This window comes from Rhodococcus sp. KRD175 (assembly GCF_017168275.1).
Classification (GTDB): Bacteria; Actinomycetota; Actinomycetes; order Mycobacteriales; family Mycobacteriaceae; genus Rhodococcoides; species Rhodococcoides fascians.
Genome location: NZ_JABFAQ010000003.1, coordinates 11,688 through 30,746, shown reverse-complemented (window position 1 = coordinate 30,746; position 19,059 = coordinate 11,688). Strand labels below are relative to the sequence as shown.

At 61.0% G+C, this 19,059-nt stretch carries 16 protein-coding genes; 13 read left to right on the top strand and 3 right to left on the bottom strand.

The genetic code is table 11. From position 1 onward, the window contains the following. Positions 1 to 628 precede the first annotated feature (628 nt). Together J1M81_RS03525 and J1M81_RS03520 are read right to left on the bottom strand one after the other, a co-directional pair. Positions 629 to 1,132, bottom strand: coding sequence for a hypothetical protein (locus tag J1M81_RS03525; RefSeq protein ID WP_206497613.1), 504 nt, complete (start codon positions 1,130 to 1,132; stop codon positions 629 to 631). Between the two features lie 137 nt (positions 1,133 to 1,269). Next, on the bottom strand, positions 1,270 to 1,824 hold the full coding sequence (locus tag J1M81_RS03520; protein ID WP_206497612.1) for a hypothetical protein: 555 nt from the start codon (positions 1,822 to 1,824) through the stop codon (positions 1,270 to 1,272). A gap of 102 nt (positions 1,825 to 1,926) precedes the next feature. Here J1M81_RS03520 and J1M81_RS03515 point away from each other — a divergent pair, with 102 nt between their 5' ends. Next, positions 1,927 to 2,097 (top strand): hypothetical protein, encoded by a 171-nt coding sequence (locus J1M81_RS03515; protein WP_157225912.1) that lies wholly within the window; start codon positions 1,927 to 1,929, stop codon positions 2,095 to 2,097. Positions 2,098 to 2,202: 105 nt separating this feature from the next. Here the strand turns inward: J1M81_RS03515 and J1M81_RS03510 are convergent, their stop codons facing one another. Beyond that, positions 2,203 to 3,153: a GIY-YIG nuclease family protein gene (locus J1M81_RS03510; protein ID WP_008709918.1), complete on the bottom strand. Its 951-nt coding sequence runs from the start codon at positions 3,151 to 3,153 to the stop codon at positions 2,203 to 2,205. Between the two features lie 348 nt (positions 3,154 to 3,501). Between J1M81_RS03510 and J1M81_RS03505 the strand changes: the two genes are divergently transcribed. The 12 genes from J1M81_RS03505 to J1M81_RS03450 all read left to right on the top strand — a co-directional run bounded on the left by J1M81_RS03505 (position 3,502) and on the right by J1M81_RS03450 (position 18,786). Further along, positions 3,502 to 4,326, top strand: coding sequence for a hypothetical protein (locus J1M81_RS03505; RefSeq protein WP_042937331.1), 825 nt, complete (start codon positions 3,502 to 3,504; stop codon positions 4,324 to 4,326). Positions 4,327 to 5,022: 696 nt separating this feature from the next. Next, positions 5,023 to 6,750 (top strand): alpha/beta hydrolase, encoded by a 1,728-nt coding sequence (locus J1M81_RS03500; protein ID WP_008709924.1) that lies wholly within the window; start codon positions 5,023 to 5,025, stop codon positions 6,748 to 6,750. A 94-nt stretch (positions 6,751 to 6,844) separates the two neighbouring features. Beyond that, positions 6,845 to 7,309 carry a hypothetical protein gene (locus J1M81_RS03495; protein WP_230558418.1) on the top strand — a complete coding sequence of 155 codons (465 nt, stop codon included), beginning with the start codon at positions 6,845 to 6,847 and terminating at the stop codon, positions 7,307 to 7,309. Beyond that, positions 7,306 to 7,689: a hypothetical protein gene (locus J1M81_RS03490; protein WP_008709928.1), complete on the top strand. Its 384-nt coding sequence runs from the start codon at positions 7,306 to 7,308 to the stop codon at positions 7,687 to 7,689. Before J1M81_RS03495 ends, J1M81_RS03490 begins: the two co-directional genes overlap by 4 nt. A gap of 663 nt (positions 7,690 to 8,352) precedes the next feature. Then, positions 8,353 to 10,608, top strand: a complete 2,256-nt coding sequence (locus J1M81_RS03485; RefSeq protein WP_008709930.1) for a P-loop NTPase fold protein — start codon at positions 8,353 to 8,355, stop codon at positions 10,606 to 10,608. A 733-nt stretch (positions 10,609 to 11,341) separates the two neighbouring features. Then, complete coding sequence (locus J1M81_RS03480) at positions 11,342 to 11,887, top strand: DUF732 domain-containing protein (protein WP_157225913.1); 546 nt, start codon at positions 11,342 to 11,344, stop codon at positions 11,885 to 11,887. Positions 11,888 to 12,468: 581 nt separating this feature from the next. Then, a complete protein-coding gene (locus J1M81_RS03475) occupies positions 12,469 to 13,083 on the top strand; it encodes a hypothetical protein (RefSeq protein ID WP_230558417.1) in 615 nt (204 codons plus the stop codon). Between the two features lie 185 nt (positions 13,084 to 13,268). Then, positions 13,269 to 14,627 (top strand): site-specific integrase, encoded by a 1,359-nt coding sequence (locus J1M81_RS03470; protein WP_206492263.1) that lies wholly within the window; start codon positions 13,269 to 13,271, stop codon positions 14,625 to 14,627. Then, positions 14,624 to 16,384 carry a hypothetical protein gene (locus tag J1M81_RS03465; protein ID WP_206492264.1) on the top strand — a complete coding sequence of 587 codons (1,761 nt, stop codon included), beginning with the start codon at positions 14,624 to 14,626 and terminating at the stop codon, positions 16,382 to 16,384. The genes J1M81_RS03470 and J1M81_RS03465 overlap by 4 nt, the downstream gene beginning before the upstream one ends. A 14-nt stretch (positions 16,385 to 16,398) precedes the next feature. Then, the gene (locus J1M81_RS03460; protein ID WP_206497611.1) at positions 16,399 to 17,571 is read left to right on the top strand and encodes a hypothetical protein; all 1,173 of its coding nucleotides are present in this window, start codon (positions 16,399 to 16,401) and stop codon (positions 17,569 to 17,571) included. A gap of 154 nt (positions 17,572 to 17,725) precedes the next feature. Next, on the top strand, positions 17,726 to 18,406 hold the full coding sequence (locus tag J1M81_RS03455; protein ID WP_206497610.1) for a hypothetical protein: 681 nt from the start codon (positions 17,726 to 17,728) through the stop codon (positions 18,404 to 18,406). Then, a complete protein-coding gene (locus J1M81_RS03450; RefSeq protein WP_206492266.1) occupies positions 18,403 to 18,786 on the top strand; it encodes a hypothetical protein in 384 nt (127 codons plus the stop codon). Before J1M81_RS03455 ends, J1M81_RS03450 begins: the two co-directional genes overlap by 4 nt. The last annotated feature ends 273 nt before the right edge of the window (positions 18,787 to 19,059 follow it).

Below are 19,059 nucleotides of genomic sequence, written 5' to 3'. Positions count from 1 at the left end.
GCATTTAGCAGACACCGAGCAGACGGTGACAGACCTTTCACACCTTCGAAAAGTTTTTCGGGCCGAGCAGAGATCGGAAATCTCCATGACGGGCAAAACATGAGCGTCATCTGCACGTCGCGGAGCGACGGCGGCTCCGCTTAGTGCTGCCGCGCTAAGTTCAACTCGACTCTTATGAGCCACGGCATCCGCCACCGCAGCACTTCACCATGCCCACTTGACGAACTTTCCTACAAATCAGCTGAGGCGGCTTATTCGAAGCGTAGATCGGCGTCGGATGGCGGCGTATCGGCGTCCCACACATGTTCGAAGGATTGTTCGACTAGTGGCCACAGGTGCTGTTCGCCGTCGTACACGGAGTTCACGACGTCAGCCCCGTCACCCAAGACCACGAACTCGTGAGGGATGACTCGTCCCGCTGCGTCTCGTCGCCCCCCCGGGTCCGGGAATCGCACTGCGACCACTTGTCCGCTTCGGTGCCACGCCGCGGGTTCGTCCCCGAGTTCGGCGAATGCACGCTCGTATAATGGAAGCGGATCGCCCTTGCCTGCATCGAGCAAGAATCGAAAACCCCAGTTCCGGCCTCGAGTCGCCCAGATGAGGTGTGACCGAGTCACACCTCTCACAGTCACTTCTGCTTCCTGAAAACGTTCTCGGTCACAGCTTGGTCGAGGTCAATCTTGAACTGCGTGAGCATTGCCCGCAGGTACAGATGCTTCGCGCGCGCGTCCTCGTTCATCTCCTTGAGTTTCGGGCCGACAATCTTTATCGCAGCAGCGAAAGCCGCAGGGAGAACTTTGGCCACGAACGCGGCCTGCGCATCGTTCTTGGTGACCCTTCGCAGGAGCTTCTCGAACCCTGTGAACTTGACACCAGCCATGGCTGCTGCAATCACGTCCGCCCCGTCAGCGAGCGTGTCAGCCACCTTCCACGGGAGCTTCATCCTCTCCTCCCACAGGACACGGCGCTCCAGCGGCAGAAGCGATGCGATGGGGAGTATCAGGTCTAGTCCGATGCGCTGTTTCAGGTCGATCTCGACCGGCTCCGCGCTGTCCGCCTTGAGTGCGAACTTGGCAGACGAGAGGAGCATGAAATCCTCGCCGATGGACAGCGCGTCCGGCGTGACGATCATGCCCGCGATTGTCGAGCGAAGATGCTCGATATCGTCAGCAGCCTTCAGGATGACCAGATCACGGAACGTATTTACGTCCCAGTCGGGGAACAGATCGGCCTTGGATAGCGACAGGATCCAGATTCGAGGGAACTCGATCAGCGGACCGTCTTCGCTAAGGAGAGGGCCCTTGACTCGGACCAAGCCTGGCGAAAGTTGTGGAAGACGGACTTGAGGTATCGCTCTTCCTCGCCGCGGTGGTCAAGGAGTTTCTGTCCATCCACGAGGAGGAGGGCAACGTCCGAACTGAGCAGAGTCCTGAATGTGTCGATCCGGTGCAGGTTCTCTTCCTCGCTGCTGGGATCGTCCTGGAACCACTCACCCGGGTAGTCATGCCATGCCAGGCGCAACTCGTCGAATGGACGGGACTTTTCCTCATCGCCTTCCCCTGCCTTGAGCTTGACCGAGAAGTCGTATGTGGTGTTCAGAAAGTGGTTTGTCATGGGCGTCTTTGCGCTGTCTCGCATACCGAGGTAGTTCTGGTACAGGCGATTTCCTTGCCCACCCTTGTCGGCGACGAGATCCCATAGGTCGTTCTTATGGGAGCCCTCCTGGGTGCGGCCGTAGAACGATGACACCAGCACGGTCTTGCCCGACCCTGACTCACCAAAGACTGCGATGTTCTGTTGCCGAATTCTCGGATGCTTCGCCATGTCCGGAAACCTATCCCAGCCGTCTGACGCGATCGGTAGGGACGTGTGTACTTCGGCCGGGGGCGAGGCCAGAAAAAGTCGCATAGTCGCGCGTCAAGCCTCATGAAGCAGGCCAACCGGCCGGTGCGGGTTGCGGCTGTGATGCCGCAGCGCCGCAGTGACGTTGTCGTGGCCGGCCAAGCGGAGGACGCCAACGATGGTGTTGCGGACCGTGGCCATCACCTGCGGACCGTGGCCGGTCCGGACGGCGGAGCGGGTCCTCGTCGAACGTAAAATCCCCAAGCTGGGAGTTCGACGTCTGGACTGATACATCATGACTGTCCGCTTGGCCACCGGCTTACGGACACCGGCAGATCGGGGGCACAGCGAACGAAGTCGTCAGCTCGGTGCGGCCTCAGCGCTGGCAACGCCGGCGTAAACAGCGGCGACTACCCGTTTAGCCCGCTGTTCGAGCCATTGCGCGTATGTCGAGGACGTCGCTTCAAGCTTCCATTCGAGCTTCCCATTAGAGTTTCGTCCGAGGACAGCTGCTGATGCCGCGCTTGCACTCGAGAACACCTGATTGTGTGTGAAGGTGTACCAGCTTCCGTCCGCGGTGGGTACCAGTGTGCCGTCATTGAACAGCTTGTTTTGCAGGCCGGCGTAGGAGTGCGCTGTCCCTGACCAAGGCTTAGCACGAGACCCTTCAAGGACGGTGAACTCGCCGTCGACCTCATGGGCTCGCGCCCACGTCTCGCCTTTGAGGCCGGTGACGAACACCGTTTGGGCGGTGTCCTCAAGGGTCGAGGTGTCAGCGTTAGCTAGATGCACCTGGGAAGAGGAGCGGAATACATTCACCTGTAGAACGGGAAGCACGATCGAGGCTTGGGCGAGGTAGTGCTCCATGTCGGAGCGGTCGGCCTCGGGCAAAAGGTTGTCGCTGTTTGTTCCGCTGTTGCCGTTGGTGACCTCGGAGCGTTTCGTCTGGCGGGCCATCGCTATCAACCGGGCTTCGAGGTAGCGAACATGAGCTTTAGTGAGGTTTGAGTCCTTACTGGTAAGAACGACCACCCGGTCCCAAAAGTCCTTTTTCCCTTCGTGGTCTTTCAGACGACGGGAGACGTCGTCGCCCTCGCCGACGTACACCTGCTGGCCGCCCAGGCTCTCGGGGCTTTCTCCAATTAGCACGTAGACGCCGGTACGGGAGGATTCGGGCCGCTTGAGCAGTTCGCGCAGCCCGGAGCGCTGAACAGCGAGAAGATGTCCGGTCCAGTTCATGATTTCTGCGGTGACCAGACCGCCCATCGAGCCTTCGGCCAGAAAGAGCCGAACACTTTTACCCTCGCGCATCGGTTCCTCTCAAGGTTCTGGATGGACTGATCGCGGTCAGAAAGACATGCCAACAGAAGGTACGCGACGCGGTCCAAGGACCCGGTGTGCCATGCCGACTGCGGAGGCATAAGGCAGGCGATCGCCGATCGTCGTGGACGAAGCACAGATCCAACCGGAGGTGTGGAGCTCTAGGTGGCGTGCAATGGCCATCAGTGGTCATTCGGGCTGCGAAAGGTTGAGACCAGTGTGCCAAAACGGTTGTTTCTGTCACACCAGAGTCGACCGACTTAGATCATCGCGTCCGTAACAGTCGTGGGTGAGACCTAGATAATTGAGTAATTCAATTCCCGTCCCCAAGGATTGCCGGTGTCCGATGATCACTCGAACTTCAATGACCAGACGCAGTATCAGCCTCCGACCCGAAATGCAGGCATGTCGAGGTGGATGTGGATCGGCGTCGCGATCATCGTTGTCCTGACCATCGCTCTGGTCGGCGTCACCACCGCCTTGGTGGCCACCAAATCGGACGAGTCCAACGAGACCGCATCAGCCACCACGCCCGCGCCGTCGGCAACGCCGGCTCTCACATCCGAGCCATCGCCGTCGGCAACGCCGCCTCCCGCTTTCCAGCCCGTGCCGACTGCCTACGTAATGGACGCGGCGGGATGGCAGGGCTCGTCGGCTCGCTGCGGAGCTCCCGAGAGCGCGGTCGTGACGGCCCGAACGGTCGACTCCCTCGTGGTGGTGTGCTCGGGCCAAGCCGGCTTGGTCTACCGAGGCGTCTGGCTTGCCGATGCCAGTCCCATCACGATCGAGCAGGTGGGAGTGGTCGGCCGGGACTATGTGGCCACCAATTCCACTGTGCGACATCAGGTGAGCGCAACCCAATTGACGGTCAGTTCGGGTAATTCGATCCTTACTCAGTCGCCGTTCGTGGAGTACCGAGGTGGCACCCCGTCTGTCGGAGCCCCGGCAACGACAAGCCTTCGGCCCACCACCCGCGGAACGGTTCCGCAGCAGCCCGGTAGCTCACCTGAGCAGCAGGACAGCCCTGGCCCGTGTGCCTACAACGGTTGCGACGAGTTCGAGTCCTACGGCGAGTACTCTAGCCACTTTCAATGCGTCGTTTTCAACGTCAGCAGCGACGAATGCCGCAGGTTGATCGAAAAATACGGAACCGAAACAGGCTGAATCAGATTCCAAGTTCGATGCCCTGATGTAACTCCCACCGGGAGTCTGGAGAACCGGCCCGTGGCGGCACTGATCCCGGTGGAAGATCTCCGGCGGCTTCGTTAATACGGCCAACGAGAACTCAATTCGGAAGACTAGTTCTACCTCGAGCTCGACCAAAGGCTGCATTTTGCAGACATCGAGCAGACGGTGACAGACCTTCACGCCTTCGCCAAGTCTCTCGGACCACGCAGAGATCAGGAACGTCCGTGACCCACAACCGCAGGAGCGTCTTGCACGTCACGGAGCGATAGCCGCTGGCTACGCAGCTCCGTACCGATACCCCATACGAGAGCGTTCCCACTGCTACGCTGACGCGGCGCCGGGGAGGGCGCGACGGGACTTACCGGGGGGAATTCCGATGTTGAAGGTCGATCTTGAGGCACTGCGGGCATTGGGGAGGTCTCTCTCAGCTACCGCTGCTTCGGTGGGGTCGTTGGATCCGGTTGCTCCCATTACGGCTGCGGCCGATGCAATGCCCAATTCGGCGTTCGGCGCTGTTGCCCGGTCAGCTGCGATTCCGACGCTCGCCGCCTACCGCGGAGTGTCGGTACGTATTCGAGACATGTCGTCTTTATCGTTGGCCTCAGCGGACAGTTACGAAGACACCGACCGAGCTTTTCGTGATCAGCTCGAGCGTCTGAACGGCGATCGTCGATGAGCGTAACGGTCTCCCAGGTTCGCGGCTGGAATCCGATTGCACTCGTCGATCTTGCCTCCGATCTTGCAGCGGTGAACGCAGAATTCGACGACTTGGTCAGCGACGTCGGCCGCGCCACGAAGGATGGGCTGAGCCAGTGGGAAGGTGACGCGGCAACAGCGGCATCTGCTCGAGCTTTGGCTGATCGGCTGGCCGCGACCCACCTCGTCACCGCCGTCGACAGTGAAGCAACCGAATTCGTTACAGCGGCAGGTCGACTGACCGAGGTGCGGACATCGACGCTTGCCGCAGTCGATGCTGCAGTTGCCGGCGGATTCACCGTCGCCGATGCAGGTTCGGTCACCGCCCCCATCTGCTCGACCGGCGACATCGTCGCAGACCTGTTGGTGCAGAGCAGTTTCGAGGAGCAAGCGCGTGTCCGCGAGGCCGCAGTGCGTTCTCTGTTGAACGCCGCAGCCGACGTCGACCGACAGTGTGCTGCCTCGCTGCAGCGCGCGATCGATGCCATCGCAGAGATCTCCGAGTCACCCGGTACGCCGGACCACTACAGCGACGGCGTCCGAAACATAGTCGACGGCAACGCATTTCTGCCGGATAGTCCCCACGAGCTCGCTCAGTTCTGGGACGGCTTGACGCCGGCCGAGAAAGACGGTCTCGCGGCCTGGGACCCCACTATCGGCAACCGGGACGGACTGCCGGCCGTGGACAAGACCCGCTTGAACGACGACTTACTGGTACCGATCACGGCAGCAGCGGAAAGCAATCTCGCCGCGATCGAAGCCCGTCATCCGGATTGGGCCAGAGGCGAGAACTTACCGCCGAGCGATGGGCTAATTACCGAAAACCAGCAGGCCCGTCACAAGGACTGGTTGGACTGGACCGACGAACGCGAGCAGGCGACCAGTGCGGTGGCGGGTTTTCACGAAGTACGCAACCAACTCGATAGCGACGACAGAGTTCCCAGATTCCTGATGACTATCGACGATCAGGGCCGAGGCGTGATTGCGCTGAACAACCCGGACACCGCTCACAACGTCGCGACGTACGTTCCGGGGACAGGTACCGAATTGTCGAAGATAGGCGGGGACATGACGCGGGCCGACCACTTACTGGACGAGGCCAACAAACTGTCACCGGGAAGCGAAAACTCGGTGATCATGTGGATGGGCTACGACTCTCCGCCCGGCTTGTCCGACGCCGCGCGGACAGCATTTGCCGACGCCGGAGCTCCGCGGTTGGACAGTTTTCAGGACGGGTTGCGTGCCGCGCACGACGGCCCTCCCTCGCACAACACTGTCATCGGTCACAGCTACGGCAGCACTGTCGTCGGGCATGCTATGAGCGACGGTGGCTCACTCGATGTCGACAATGTCGTGTTCGCGGGTAGTCCCGGGGTGGGGGTAAACAGGGTCGATGAGCTGGCGCTCGACGGGGTCGCTTCGGAACGGATGACCGATCACGTGTTCGCTACCGCTGCCCCGGCCGACCCGGTGACGTGGATCGGGGAAATAGCGCCCGCAGTAGCTCACGGCGCAGACCCGACCGGCGATGCGTTCGAAGCGACTGTCTTCGAGAGCGCACCGGGCAACGACTCGATCCACATACCTGTGCTGGGTGATGTCGGGTTCGACCCCGACTCGCACAGCAGCTACTTCGAGCCAGGCACACCGTCGCTGCGATCGATGGCACAGATCATCACGAACACGGGAACACCGAATGACTGATCGAACCGTCCAGGTCAAGCCCAGAACATCCCTCGCGATCGCACTGACTGGTGTCCTTCTCACAGTCGGGTGCACTCAGAACGGAGCAAATGACGTGGATAGCGCACTGTCGCAAGAGCAAGCCCAGAATCGAACGGTCGAAGTGCTGGGTCGCTCTCTCTCGGTATTGCCGACCGGGACACGGCTCGACGTCGAGAATCCGACATATCCGCAGTCGGATCTTTCCAGGGGTGGATTCGGACCCTGCTACGACGACAACACCATCGACTACGGGCCGCATCAATTCAGTGCCGGTTATTGGGTGGTCAGCGATGGGGCGCATCGAGGCAACCTCGAAGTGCTGGTGGCCAGCTGGGGCGAATGGGGCTGGACGATCGAAGACGACAGCAAGGACGGTGGTAAGACGGCGAGAGCAACGACACCGGATGGGTATCGAATAGCAGCCGAGCTGGGCACACCCGAGTATCTGAGCGTAACGGGGGTGTCGCCGTGCTTCGCAATCGAGACCGGGCAGACCCCTCCGCGCGCAGTTGCTCCTCCGGTGATCGAGCAGCGATGACCTACCGTCCCCAGGCTGAGGTCGAACAGCTCACGGTCAAGGCCGCTCGTGTTCACCAATCCCTGGTGCAGCTACGAGGCAGGGCGATATCTAGTGACGGCGACGTGACGATCGAAGTCTCTATCGACGGCCGCATCACCGATATGGTTGTTTCCCAATGGTTCTCGCAGGCAAGTCCAGGTAAAGCCTCCGCCGCGATCGTCCTAATCCACAGCGCAGCATTGGCCGACGTGGAAGCAGCCGCGGCGGAAATCCGGCGGGAACTGACCGAGGACTATCGGGTCGCCAGAATTGTGGATCGAATAGTCACCGAACGGCAGACGCGTCATGTAGACAACAACCCGGCCGATGACCGAAAGTCCATCTACGACAAATGGTAACGAGATCGACGGACTGTGTCATGCCACCGGCTCCCCGGGCCGATCATTTCCGGGTACAGCGTACGTGCACGGGTTCTCGTAAGACGTGCAATCCTCAAAGCTCTTCGTCGGTGACGGTGATTTCGTGTGTAGCGCGGGCGGCGTCCCTTCGCCGTAGTGGACATCCGGCCAGAACTGACGAGGGAGCTTTGACGGCGCTCATCGGGTGCTGTTCGTCCCAGCGAGAGCCGAGAAGCCTCGGTCAGAGCGTCGCACTCGCCGACTCATCAAGTTTTGCATCACGTGTACAACCTCGGCGAGCTATGACGCGAAGGGACCCGGAACGATCGCAGATCGTTATCTGCCGAACAACGCCCGCTCAATCACGCCGGATCAATACCGGACTCATCTCCGCAATCGGCGGCCAAGTCCAAATCGCGCGAGGACCTCTCAGACGGTCCATCGGCCGTCCACAGCGACCGGCGGTAGGCACATCGTGCCGAACCAGCGATCATCGAGCGTGCTCTACTGCGAAGGCACACTCCGCGCTGTTCACACGACCCACCACCACTCTGACGACGGAAAACCATCAAGCAGGCCCTGGCGTTCCATCCTTGTGGTTCATCACGCCGGGGTTGCCTGTTGCGGCAGAAGCTCGATATTCGGGTCTGCGATCATCGGGTGATGAACGCACCCGAGTCGTCGGCCGGTCCCGGTGAAGTGAAGATCAATCTCGATACTGAGATCAAGCTGATGGTCCATGACCGTCTCGATCGCAAGCAGTACGCTCGACGCGTTGCGCAACGAATTCAACAAGCTGGGACCGGGTCGAGTGTCGTCTTCGGGCTTGCTGGCCCATGGGGAACTGGCAAAACTTCGGTCCTCAACATGATCACCGAGGTGATCACCACAGAAAATGCGGACAGTTGGTCCGTCGTCGCTTTCACACCATGGTCGGCCGGTGACAGTTTGACTCTGGTCGAGGAGTTCTACCAGGTCATCGCAGGGGCGATGCCCACCAGTACCGAAGGCAAACGTGTGAGGCGAGCATTGGCGGCCGCTGCACCGGTGGGCAGCGCAATCATCAAAGCCGTTGGAACATCGGCAATCGAGAAGTGGATCGGCGAGGGAGGCGTTCAGGACGCATTACTGGCTGGGAAGGATGCGTTTGCGGAGAAGGTAGGCGACTTCACCGCCGCCATTGAGCCGAACCCATTTTCCGAACGCTTCAGGGCAGTCTCCGACGCTATCCAAGCAGCAGGAAAGAACGTCCTTGTCATCGTTGATGACATCGACCGGTTGCATGCCGACGAGCTTTTGTCGGTCATGAAGTCTGTCCGGCTCCTGGGGCGATTCGACCGAGTCCACTACCTACTCTCGTACGACGAAGAAACTGTGCTCGACGTGCTGGAAAAGACCGACCTGGCCTCGAACAACAGATCCCGGGCTAGAAGGTATCTCGAAAAAATCATCCAGTATCCCTTCGCGTTACCACCCATCCAGCAGGTGCATCTGGCAACAGAATTTCGTGAGCACCTCAACGCGATCATCAAGGCGCATAGCGTCATTCCTGCTACGAACAGCGTCACCCTCACCGACGAAGACGAAGACGAAGACGAAGACAATATGAACCGCGAGAGCATCCCCGACCTTCTGTTGGGAGTGCTACCGACCGAGCTGCTTACGCTCCGCAGCATCTATCGACTCTGCACTCAGGTCGACATCATGCTGACCCTGGTCGGTGGCAACAGCGAGCTGGACTTCTTCGACGCGACCGTCATTACGTTCATTCGACTTCACTATCCCGCGTTATACAAGCAGATCCCCCGTTGGCGGACAGAACTGCTCGGTTCGGGAACACCGACGATTGGAAAGAAGGAGGTCACTGCCGAGGAGAAGCAGGCTGAGGTCGCTAGGTACACAGATACAAAAGACGACTTCGAGAACAAGAGCGTGTACGTCCTGCTGGTCAGCCTCTTCCCTGACGCGCTTCCCCGGCCCAAAGGTTCCTACACACCCACACGGCACGCGCACTGTCAGATTCGCGACGCCAACTACTTCGCCCGCTATTTCGCTTTCGGCCTACCGGCACAAGACATCCGCGACAGCGACGTTCGCACCGACTTCGAGCGCCTGACCGATACCGGTGACTGGTCCTCGACCTCTATCATTCGAGAAGCCTTGCCGATCCAAGAGCGCAGACGGCTGGTTCGCGGCAAGATCATGCAACAACTCGATGTCATCGCTGACGCCAGTCCACAGATGTGTTTCAGTGCCGCCCATCTGCTTACGCGAGAGATCCCCACGGATGGTGCTGATCTCGTGTTCAGCAGGTGGTCCGAGGTTCTGTACGCACTGACAGGACACGCAATGTCGAGAGCAGAGCCTGACGCGGCACGAGACCTGATTAGCGGCTACCGCAACGAATTCGGCCTGTCCACCACTGCCGATGTACTCGCGCGGCCGATCGAACTTTTGGGCATCAACCAAGCCAAGGTGCTAGCCGCGACGTCAGAGATCCGCCAGCAGGTGCTCGAAAGATGCATGACGGATTTGACGACTGCCATCCCGAGAGACCAACGCGGAACGCACTCAATTCTCAGCTTCATCCACTACCTAGACGACGATCTGTGGCAACAGCTCAGCGAGCAGGCGCAAGCGCTACTACACAATGGCGACGTCTCCGTGTCCCTCGCCAGTCTGGGCGCGCGATTCGTCTCCATGTCCGAACGAATCGACAGCGACGGCAACCTCAAGGTCGTACACCACCGCTTCGAGTCCAATGATTTCGCGAAGCTCATTCCACGCGACCTCTGGAAGACTGATGAGCTCCCCATCGTCACACAAGCCGACTTGCGACCGGATGACACATCGCTTGAGAACCGAACGGTGTACGCCACGCTCGCTTTGCGTCAACTCGTCGACCGCGCTGAGAGCTAACACAAAGGCACGCGGTGCCCGGGCCGAGATTTAGCCCCATCAAGCCACGAACCTTGATCCAAGGATGTTTCGATATGTGGACGCTCCCGTCGCACACGGCCTTCTTGACAGCGTGTTGAACGTGTCCCCCCACCAGTATCTGAAACAGCACCCGGCCGCTGTGGGCACTTCTCATGAGCGCCGTCATTTGCCTTCGACCACAAACGAGAGGCCCCGGCACGCGTACCCCTTCAAACACCGACGTCGCCATGTAGAAGACGAAACCCAGCCTCGGACCCACAGGCTTGAATCGGCAGGCAGCACTCAGCGCGTCGAAAGATCGAAGCTACCGAGTGTTCTCGTATGAGATGTGCGTGCTGAGGTGGCCTTTTCGCGTAGACGCTGCGGGAAACAGAATTCTCGTTAGCAACCACGCGTTCATCGGGAGTGACAACGCAGCGAAGTAACGGAGGTGGACTTCGGTGTGCGATCGACGACTGTTCAGCGCCGCGACGCGCGAGGATCGATGGCTCACCTACCCAGTGCAGATGCGCAGTCGGCCACAGGGAATAAGACCGCGATCTGCCCTGATGAGCGTTTGAGCAGCCGACGCGGTCGGGCGAGGGGTCACGCGACTGGCGATGCCGCGAGATCGACCTCGGGGAACGACTGCACTCCGCTTCCGCCAAGGTAACGACGTGCAGCCGGAAGTCGATCAAACAGGTCGGGTCGGCATCCTCTCGGACGGAGAATTTTGAGCAAGGCAACGAACGACTCTCTCAAGCGTGAAATGGTCCTGGGTGGGCTATTTCTCGTGACCATCGCGGTAGTCTTGATCGTCGGCTCGAACTGGCAATCGATCAAACCTATCTTCGATGACCACCCGAGTTCGTCCGAGTTGGCTGCCAGCTCTTCCGAAATCGCGAAGAACATGGCGGATTATGCCGCAGCGGCGGCCGAATCGTCGGCTCGGCGGCCTGCACCTACGGCTCCCACTTACACAGCACCGTCGACCGCGGTCCCTCGTGCTTCGTCAGGATCTGGATCGTCTTTGGATGGTGCATTCGTGCAGACACTCATCGATTACGACATAAGCTTCTCGTCCTTCTCCCAGGCGGTGTCGACTGCGAAAACGACGTGCCGTGTTATTGGCGATTCGCCTGATCCCGGCGGCGCAATCGTCGCGGCATCGGAAATCGCCCAGCAGACCGGTGGCTACACGCGGGCGGACGCAAACGACTTCGTTGGAATCGCGGTCACCGCATACTGCCCCGAATACAATTCGTACGTTCAGAATTAGCGTTAGATCGCCCCGGACGGCTCCACACCCTGACGATTCAGAGTTCCTTGTTCAATTGACCGCCAGGGCTCTGGCCGTGACGCGTACAGGCTGACGAGCGTGGTGCTCACACCCAGCGAGAATCCCACCTCAGTAAAGTCAAAGACGTAATGAGGATGCGGGGCACGTAGCTATCGGCAATGTTCTCGCGCGACCCAGCCCCGGACGGCGTTTCCGTAACAACAGCACTATCGATACCGCTTTCAAGACCCCGGACCACGCGATCCGAACACACGCCAGATCGCGGCCACCAGCTGAAGTCGCCGTATATGCCGCAAGTGCCCCGGAAATCGGTCGCTTTTCGGCCGGACTACTTATCTGGCCACCGCCAAAGCGATTGAGCAAGCCGCCCACGTGATCAGGCCGCTAATTGGGTATTGGCAGACGGAGTCGGTGACACTTCCACCGCCGCCCAGTAGCTCGGCTACGCCATCAGCTGAAGCGCGGCGCGGATTTTGCGCAAGTAGCCAGCCGCCAGTTGTGCCCGATACGTTGTCGATGGACCTCGCGCGTCCACGTTTTACCCATAGGAGAGTACCGCTGTGTCCGATCTCGAATATCCGCCGACCGCACCGCACGTACCGAAGGGCCGACGGAAGTTGCCGTGGGTTACCGGCGCAGTGCTGTCCGTCTTGCTGATCGTCGGTTGCGTCGATCAGACGGGGACCACGGACAGCGCTGCGCAGGCCGCAGTGGTGACCTCCGCAACAACGACCGGCACCTCGATCGTCTCCACCAGCAGCTACGCGCCGCCGGCAGCCGCGAGTTCCGACCCGACGACACCCGGGCCGACACTAGATAACACGGACACCGTCACTGCGGCGCTGCGCATGCTGGCCACCCTGCCGATCAAGGGACGCGCCCCGAAAACCGGGTACGACCGAGACATGTTTGGCCAAGCCTGGACCGACGACGTCGACGTCGACGGTGGCCGCAACGGCTGCGACACTAGGAACGATCTTCTACGTCGCGACCTCATCGACATCACCCTCAAGCCGGGTTCCAACGGGTGCACGGTGCAGTCCGGCACCCTGGCCGATGTCTACACCGCCGCCTCCATCAGCTTCGTCCGTGGTTCCGACACCTCGAGCGACGTCCAGATCGACCACATCGTGTCGCTTATATCGGATCGCCGACTGTTGGGTGCTAAGATCTGAGCCATGCCCGACCGGTGGAGGTGCGAGTCCGAGTGAGCAACCATGCCCGAGTAATGCAGGTAGATCTCAGGCTCCTCGGCGCCAGCCAAAATCCAGCGCCCTGGCTCAGCGAGGCGGTCCAGGCAAACCGCCAGTGGACGCGACGCGGCACACCCCTGCACATCCCCTTGACTGCAGATGGCCACATGGACCCCGTCGTGGTCTCCTGGGCTCACCACTTTCACAACGAGCACACCGCCATGAACTACGCAAGTGATGTGGCGGCATACTTCGGATACCTTGGCGACCAGCGGGACGGACTCTCGTGGCTGGACGTCAGGCGCGGAGACGTGACTGCATACTTCCAGTGGCGGCGCACGGACGCCACAGTAATTCGGCGGGGGGCGATACAGCGAGGAGTGTCGGCGAGCACCATCGTGCGCAACCGCGCGGCGCTCATGTCCCTCTACGGTTACGCCGCCGATCACGATGCGGTGTCGTCGAACCCGGTCCCGACCGGCAACATCAACGTGACGCGTGGCCAGGTACTGGCTGACGTGAATTGGCTTACGCGACGTGCGTACCAGCGCTGGCGAAGCGAGGCACTGCTCGGGGTGGGTGCCGCCCGGGCCGAGAGCATGGTCATGAGGGACCGCAATGCCGCCTACGCGGACCTTCTCTACAGCAGCGGGATGCGTCGCTCCGAAGCGGCGGGATTGCTCCTCGTTGAAGTTCCCACAGCGCAGATCACGAGTCGTCTCTTCAAGGGGCGGGTCCCCGGAGCCCTTTCGAAGAACAGCCCCGAGCGTGGCCGGATCTTCTACCTCGGCCGAGAAGTGCTGGCGACAATCAACGAGTACGTGTCCCAGATGCGCGTATTGGACGAGGCCGCTGGCCTGGCGTCCGGCGTCTACGAGGAGGTCCCCAATGCGCTGATCGTGCAGAGGGTATCCCGCCGGAATGGGCTCGCGACCAAAGTCACCGTGGACGACACCGAGAGCGGCGAGACCGTCCAATTCAACCTCGATGAGTTGGATTGGTCGCATCGGGCTCGGACGTTCGGTCTCGATTCGGAGGGGCGTCGACGTCCGCTGGCACTGTGGCTCGGACAGCACGGCCGTCCGCTCCAGCCCACGTCGTGGAATGACGTCTTCAGTGAGGCATCCGACCGGATGGCGGCCTCGTCCCGGGTGTCGCACGGTTCCCTGCAGATCGACGATGACGACTCGATCTACGTCCATCCACACATGCTGCGACATTCCTTCGCGCTTCACGTCTTCGCGCTGTCCGCGATGATGTCGTTGCGGCAGCAAGATCGAGTGAGTCAGGCGGGCCTCCGGAGCCTCATCGAGGAAGGCAATATCTGGCTGCGCGTGCAGAACCTCCTCGGGCACAAGAACCTACAGGTGACCAGAGACCACTACTTAGCACCAGTACTGGCTCTTGAATGGGACTGGTTCCTCGCGGCGACGGAGCAAGCCCCCACTCAACTGGACGAGGCCCTAGCGCTTATCGCTCAATCAGATGAGCGCGTCATCGACAGCCCGATCGGAGTCGGCAGTTGATCTGTTCATTCGATGGCCCGCTCACCTTGCGCCTTGCCGAATACCGCCGGCCAACCCACGATTTCGTGCTGCGCTTCGACACCCTGGATTGCGGTCCTGAGTTCCAGCGAGTGTTGGCCGTGCGTTTCAGCGAACTCGTCTCTGGCGATGGCACTTGGAACTCTAAGGCAACCGTCGAACTTGGGTTCCGCGCTGTCAAGGCGCTCCTACGCACGGTCCCCCTCGACCGGCCATCGGATCTGCAGGCTTCCCAGTGGAACTCATTTCTTCTGTCTATGAGTCCGTCGGTGCGTTCAGCCTACGGGCAGTCGGTGAAGGCCGTCCTCCGAGTTCTTCCGGGCATCACCGAGAGCGCCCTCCACGCCATCGAAACAGGATACGTCGGAAGATCTCCTGCTGAGGTCAGCGGTATCGTTCTCAGCGACGCCCAGATCGAGACTCTGCGCGCCACCTGCTTCGAAACCCTGCGGGCGGCCAAGGCCCGTGTTACCGCGTCATGGATGCTCGTCGACGACTTCCGTGCCGGACGCATCACACCGGATTCAGATGACTACCTTTACGCCCAGACTCTCGACGAGATCGCCCGGACCGGCGATATTGCCCGCCGCTACCCTTCGTCGCCTAGTCTTCGTGTGATTCCACCGACTGTGCTCAAGCGGCTGAATGGCAGCGCCACCAAACGAACGCCGTACCTGGCCTACAAAGCGCTGTATCTCACCGCAGGCGAGGGTGCCGCCGCGGTCATGGGCTTGACGATCACCTGTGGATGGAACCTCAGCGTGGCCCTGAATCTCACCACATCCGACATCAGTCGAGTCGACGCCCGTGATGGCAGCGAGCCGGTGCATCTCCGCGTCACCCTCACAAAACCCCGCCGCGGTGCCGTGAGCACTTGGTCCGAGACCTACTTCGACAACGGCGCCCGGTCTAAGGCGAGAATGATCATGATGCTGCTCGAGGCGACCGAAGGCGCACGGCGCACCTTGGCCTCCGTGGGGCACCCGACCGATGCGGTTCTAGTGGTCTTATCTGGCGGCCTCAACTCAGGACGGCAGACACCATCCGGCATCCCACTATTCACCCTCGCTGACGTACATTTGCGAACCGTTTTGGCCCATCTTGCCGGCTGGCGCAAGGACCACCCTGAACTTGACTTCGCCACAGCAAGGGCACTCCGCCACTATTTCGTGACCCAGGTCCATCCGCAAGGCCACACCGCCGCGACCAACACCGAATATGCCCTGCAGGACCCCCGAGTCCGTCAAGACGCACAGGAAGCTATCGCCGCCGGGCTCGAGGCCGCACTCGATGACGTGCAGGCACGTGTCACGTCCCGAGACTTCGCCACCGCCGCCGAAGCCCCGATCGCCGCCAACCTCGGTGTGCTCGATGCCCTCAATGCCGGCCATCGGGACACCGTCGCGGCAGCCTGCCAGGACCCCACATCGAACCCGGCGACGGGATCGCCATGTGAGGCGTCGTTTCTCACCTGCTTCGCCTGCAAAAATGCAGTCATACTCCGGCGCCACCTCCCTCGGGTCGTGGCTCTGCTCGATCATTTCGAGCTCCTCCGTGCGACGACGGATGAGCACACATGGTCAACCCGCTATCAGGCTCACTACGCCAGAATACGAAGCCTGACCAGCCCCGGACCCTACTTCTCCCCAGACGATCTCAAGCGGGCACGCGACACGGTCACCGCGGGTGACCGGAACGCCGTCGAACGACTAATGAGACGAGAGTGGGACACTCGATGACTCAGAGAAACGCGATGACCACCGGCCTGTCGAACAATCCGTCTGCGACCTTCCCCGACCGCGGCTCACGCGCGGTCGTGCCGTCCTCCTCCGCCCGCGTGTTTGCCACCCACGAACGCCGCAGCGACGTTACAGACCAGCCGATAACCGTATTCGCGGACGATGTGTGGCCGCTGCACCACATCGATCACGCGGACCACCTGGCATCGATGAATCTCAACTTCAATACGGTTCCCGAGCCGTTCAGGAACGCCACGAAGATATATATCTTCAACATCCTCAATACCCCCATGCTCCGCGCTAGCGCCAAGATTCGCCGGCGGATGATTTCGCCAGGATCAGTGCAGGCTGCCTACTACCGGCTCTGCGCTCTCACCCAATGGCTGTCGGCACGCGGGTACGAGCAGTTCGCCGAGATCACCACGGAAACCTGGGAGGAGTACGCGGCGGAGATCGCAGACTCGTCTTCCGGCCGCAGTTTCAAGGGCGCCATCCTCAGCTTCCTGTGCCGCATCTGGGTGCACAACATAGACCATCCCGGCCCGCTCCACCTGGTCCAACCACCGTGGTTCGACCGCGATCTCACAAACTGGATAGGCGACACCCGAGGCCAATACGAGAACCGAACCGAGCCCATCCCGCCGGACGTGATGGCCGATCTCCTGCACGCGAGCATGGCTCTCGTCGATGAGTACCTCAGTGGGGCCCTCGACTTGGGAAGCCAATCTGCCCGATGGAAGGCCCGACGTTGGGCGCAGGACAACGACCTGTCCGTCCCCGCTGGCAAGGGACAGGCCGTTACTCCGGAGCAATTCGCGGCCTTCAAGCAAGCTACCAATTATGTGCGGGCGTTCGACATCGGCGACGTGCGCACATCTGCGATGCTCATTGTCGGCTATCTGACCGGCATGCGCCCCAGCGAGTTATTGCACCTCGGACACGACTGCCTGGAAAGCACGGGCCCCCTCGAAGACGACCTGTCGAGCACCGCCAGCAGATACCGAATCTGGGGACGCACCTTCAAGAATGTGCTCGATGAGGACGGGCAGGCTGCCACCGCCGGTCGGCGGAGACAACAGCCCTGGATCACCATCGAGCCGGCCGCCCGCGCTATCGAAGCACTACAACTGATCAAACCCCAACAGCGAGTACCTATTCGCGGTGGTCAAGCGAACACCAGACTGTGAGAGATCACGACGCGGCGCTCTGATTTCGACGACCATGGCCTCTGCTGGAATCAAGAGGTTGATCACGAAGTGGAACCAGCACGCCCACCGTGGCGACCGCTTGCCCATCCGATTGAAGGCGAGTAGCGAAGGAGCCGTGAATAGAGGCTCTTCCTTGGTATTCGACGACATCGAGAACGATGAAGTCGTCTCATTGAGCAGGCTTCGCCGCACCCTGGCCTGGCATATCGCAAACCAACCCGGTGGTGAAATCGCCCTCGGCATCCAGTACGGCCACCTTAGCTCCGTCACATCACTGGGCTACGCAGGACGTGCCGAATCAGACTTCCCGGACGAGGTCGAATTCGATCGGCTGATGTCCAACTGGGACCGCCTTCAAGACCTGACGGAGGCATGGAGCCATGACGAGCAGATCAGCGGCCCCGCCGCAGACCGCCTTGCCGACGGGCTCAGCAGCTTCCAGGAACAGTTTGCCGGACAGGTTCGCAGCGAAGCCGAACTCAAGCGGTTCCGAAACAGCCGTCTGCACTTGATCTACGACAACCCGAACGCGCACGTCGTCTGCATCTACAACCCGAGCACGGCTGCGTGCCAGGTCGATCGCCCGCCCAAGGATGACGCCACGCAAACGCCCGATCTGACAAATTGTCAAAGCAACTGCCCCAACATCGCCATGCTCGATCAGCACGTCTCAGCGAAGGCAAGAGAGCGCGATGACCTGCTCGCTGAGGCCGAGTCTCTGCCCGAGCCACTTGCCATGCGCAATCGACAACGGGCAGAACTCCTGACGCGCCAGATCGGCAGACACCCTGGGAGGGAGGGGGAAGCCACGTGACCCGACGCGGGGATGACGCAGCTGAACGGGACGCACTGATCGCTGCGCTCGGACGACTGCTCGATGGCCAAGCGAAGAACAGTTCGGGAAAGCTCAGCGCCAAGGCCCTTGCGGAGGAAGCGGGTCTGGCGAGAACTTCCCTCACACACAAGCACACCGACATTCGTGATCTGGTCGCCCAGATCTCGAAGCAGATCGCTCCAGTGTCCGCAGCTCAGCAGACAGAGGAGACCTCCGCTGTCGCAAAACTTCGCCAAGATCTGGCTGCAGAGAGGGAGCTCAACGGCATATTGAGCACCCAACTCGCCGCCGCACTTCTCCGGCTGGAGCAGCTACCCGACCGCCATTTACGCCCCTTACGTGGCAGGGATGGAACTTAGCGCCAGGTTCCCGACACCCGGTGCAGTTCATTCGCGCGGGCGTCTCGGGTTCGTCCCGCACTCGACACGAGCAGGGCCACGCGAAATACTGCAGCAAGCAGGTGATGGGACTCGCCTCTGCCGCCGTAGCTCCCGCTGATAGTTCCTGGCCTGCGGCCAGGCGACTGCTATGGGCTCCGGCAACGACGTTGCCCTATTCGAGACGATGTTCTGGCTGCCGCCTGGCGGCACCGGAAACAGCATCGCCGCCGCATCATGGGCCGAATCGGCTGA

What these genes read in the sequence shown, in the direction of transcription:
- J1M81_RS03510 (WP_008709918.1), bottom strand. Translation starts at nt 3,153, where the DNA reads ATGCGCGAGGGTAAAAGTGTTCGGCTCTTTCTGGCCGAAGGCTCGATG.
- J1M81_RS03470 (WP_206492263.1), top strand. Translation starts at nt 13,269, where the DNA reads ATGGACCCCGTCGTGGTCTCCTGGGCTCACCACTTTCACAACGAGCAC.
- J1M81_RS03515 (WP_157225912.1), top strand. Translation starts at nt 1,927, where the DNA reads ATGAAGCAGGCCAACCGGCCGGTGCGGGTTGCGGCTGTGATGCCGCAG.
- J1M81_RS03525 (WP_206497613.1), bottom strand. Translation starts at nt 1,132, where the DNA reads ATGATCGTCACGCCGGACGCGCTGTCCATCGGCGAGGATTTCATGCTC.
- J1M81_RS03490 (WP_008709928.1), top strand. Translation starts at nt 7,306, where the DNA reads ATGACCTACCGTCCCCAGGCTGAGGTCGAACAGCTCACGGTCAAGGCC.
- J1M81_RS03485 (WP_008709930.1), top strand. Translation starts at nt 8,353, where the DNA reads ATGAACGCACCCGAGTCGTCGGCCGGTCCCGGTGAAGTGAAGATCAAT.
- J1M81_RS03520 (WP_206497612.1), bottom strand. Translation starts at nt 1,824, where the DNA reads ATGGCGAAGCATCCGAGAATTCGGCAACAGAACATCGCAGTCTTTGGT.
- J1M81_RS03460 (WP_206497611.1), top strand. Translation starts at nt 16,399, where the DNA reads ATGACCACCGGCCTGTCGAACAATCCGTCTGCGACCTTCCCCGACCGC.
- J1M81_RS03500 (WP_008709924.1), top strand. Translation starts at nt 5,023, where the DNA reads ATGAGCGTAACGGTCTCCCAGGTTCGCGGCTGGAATCCGATTGCACTC.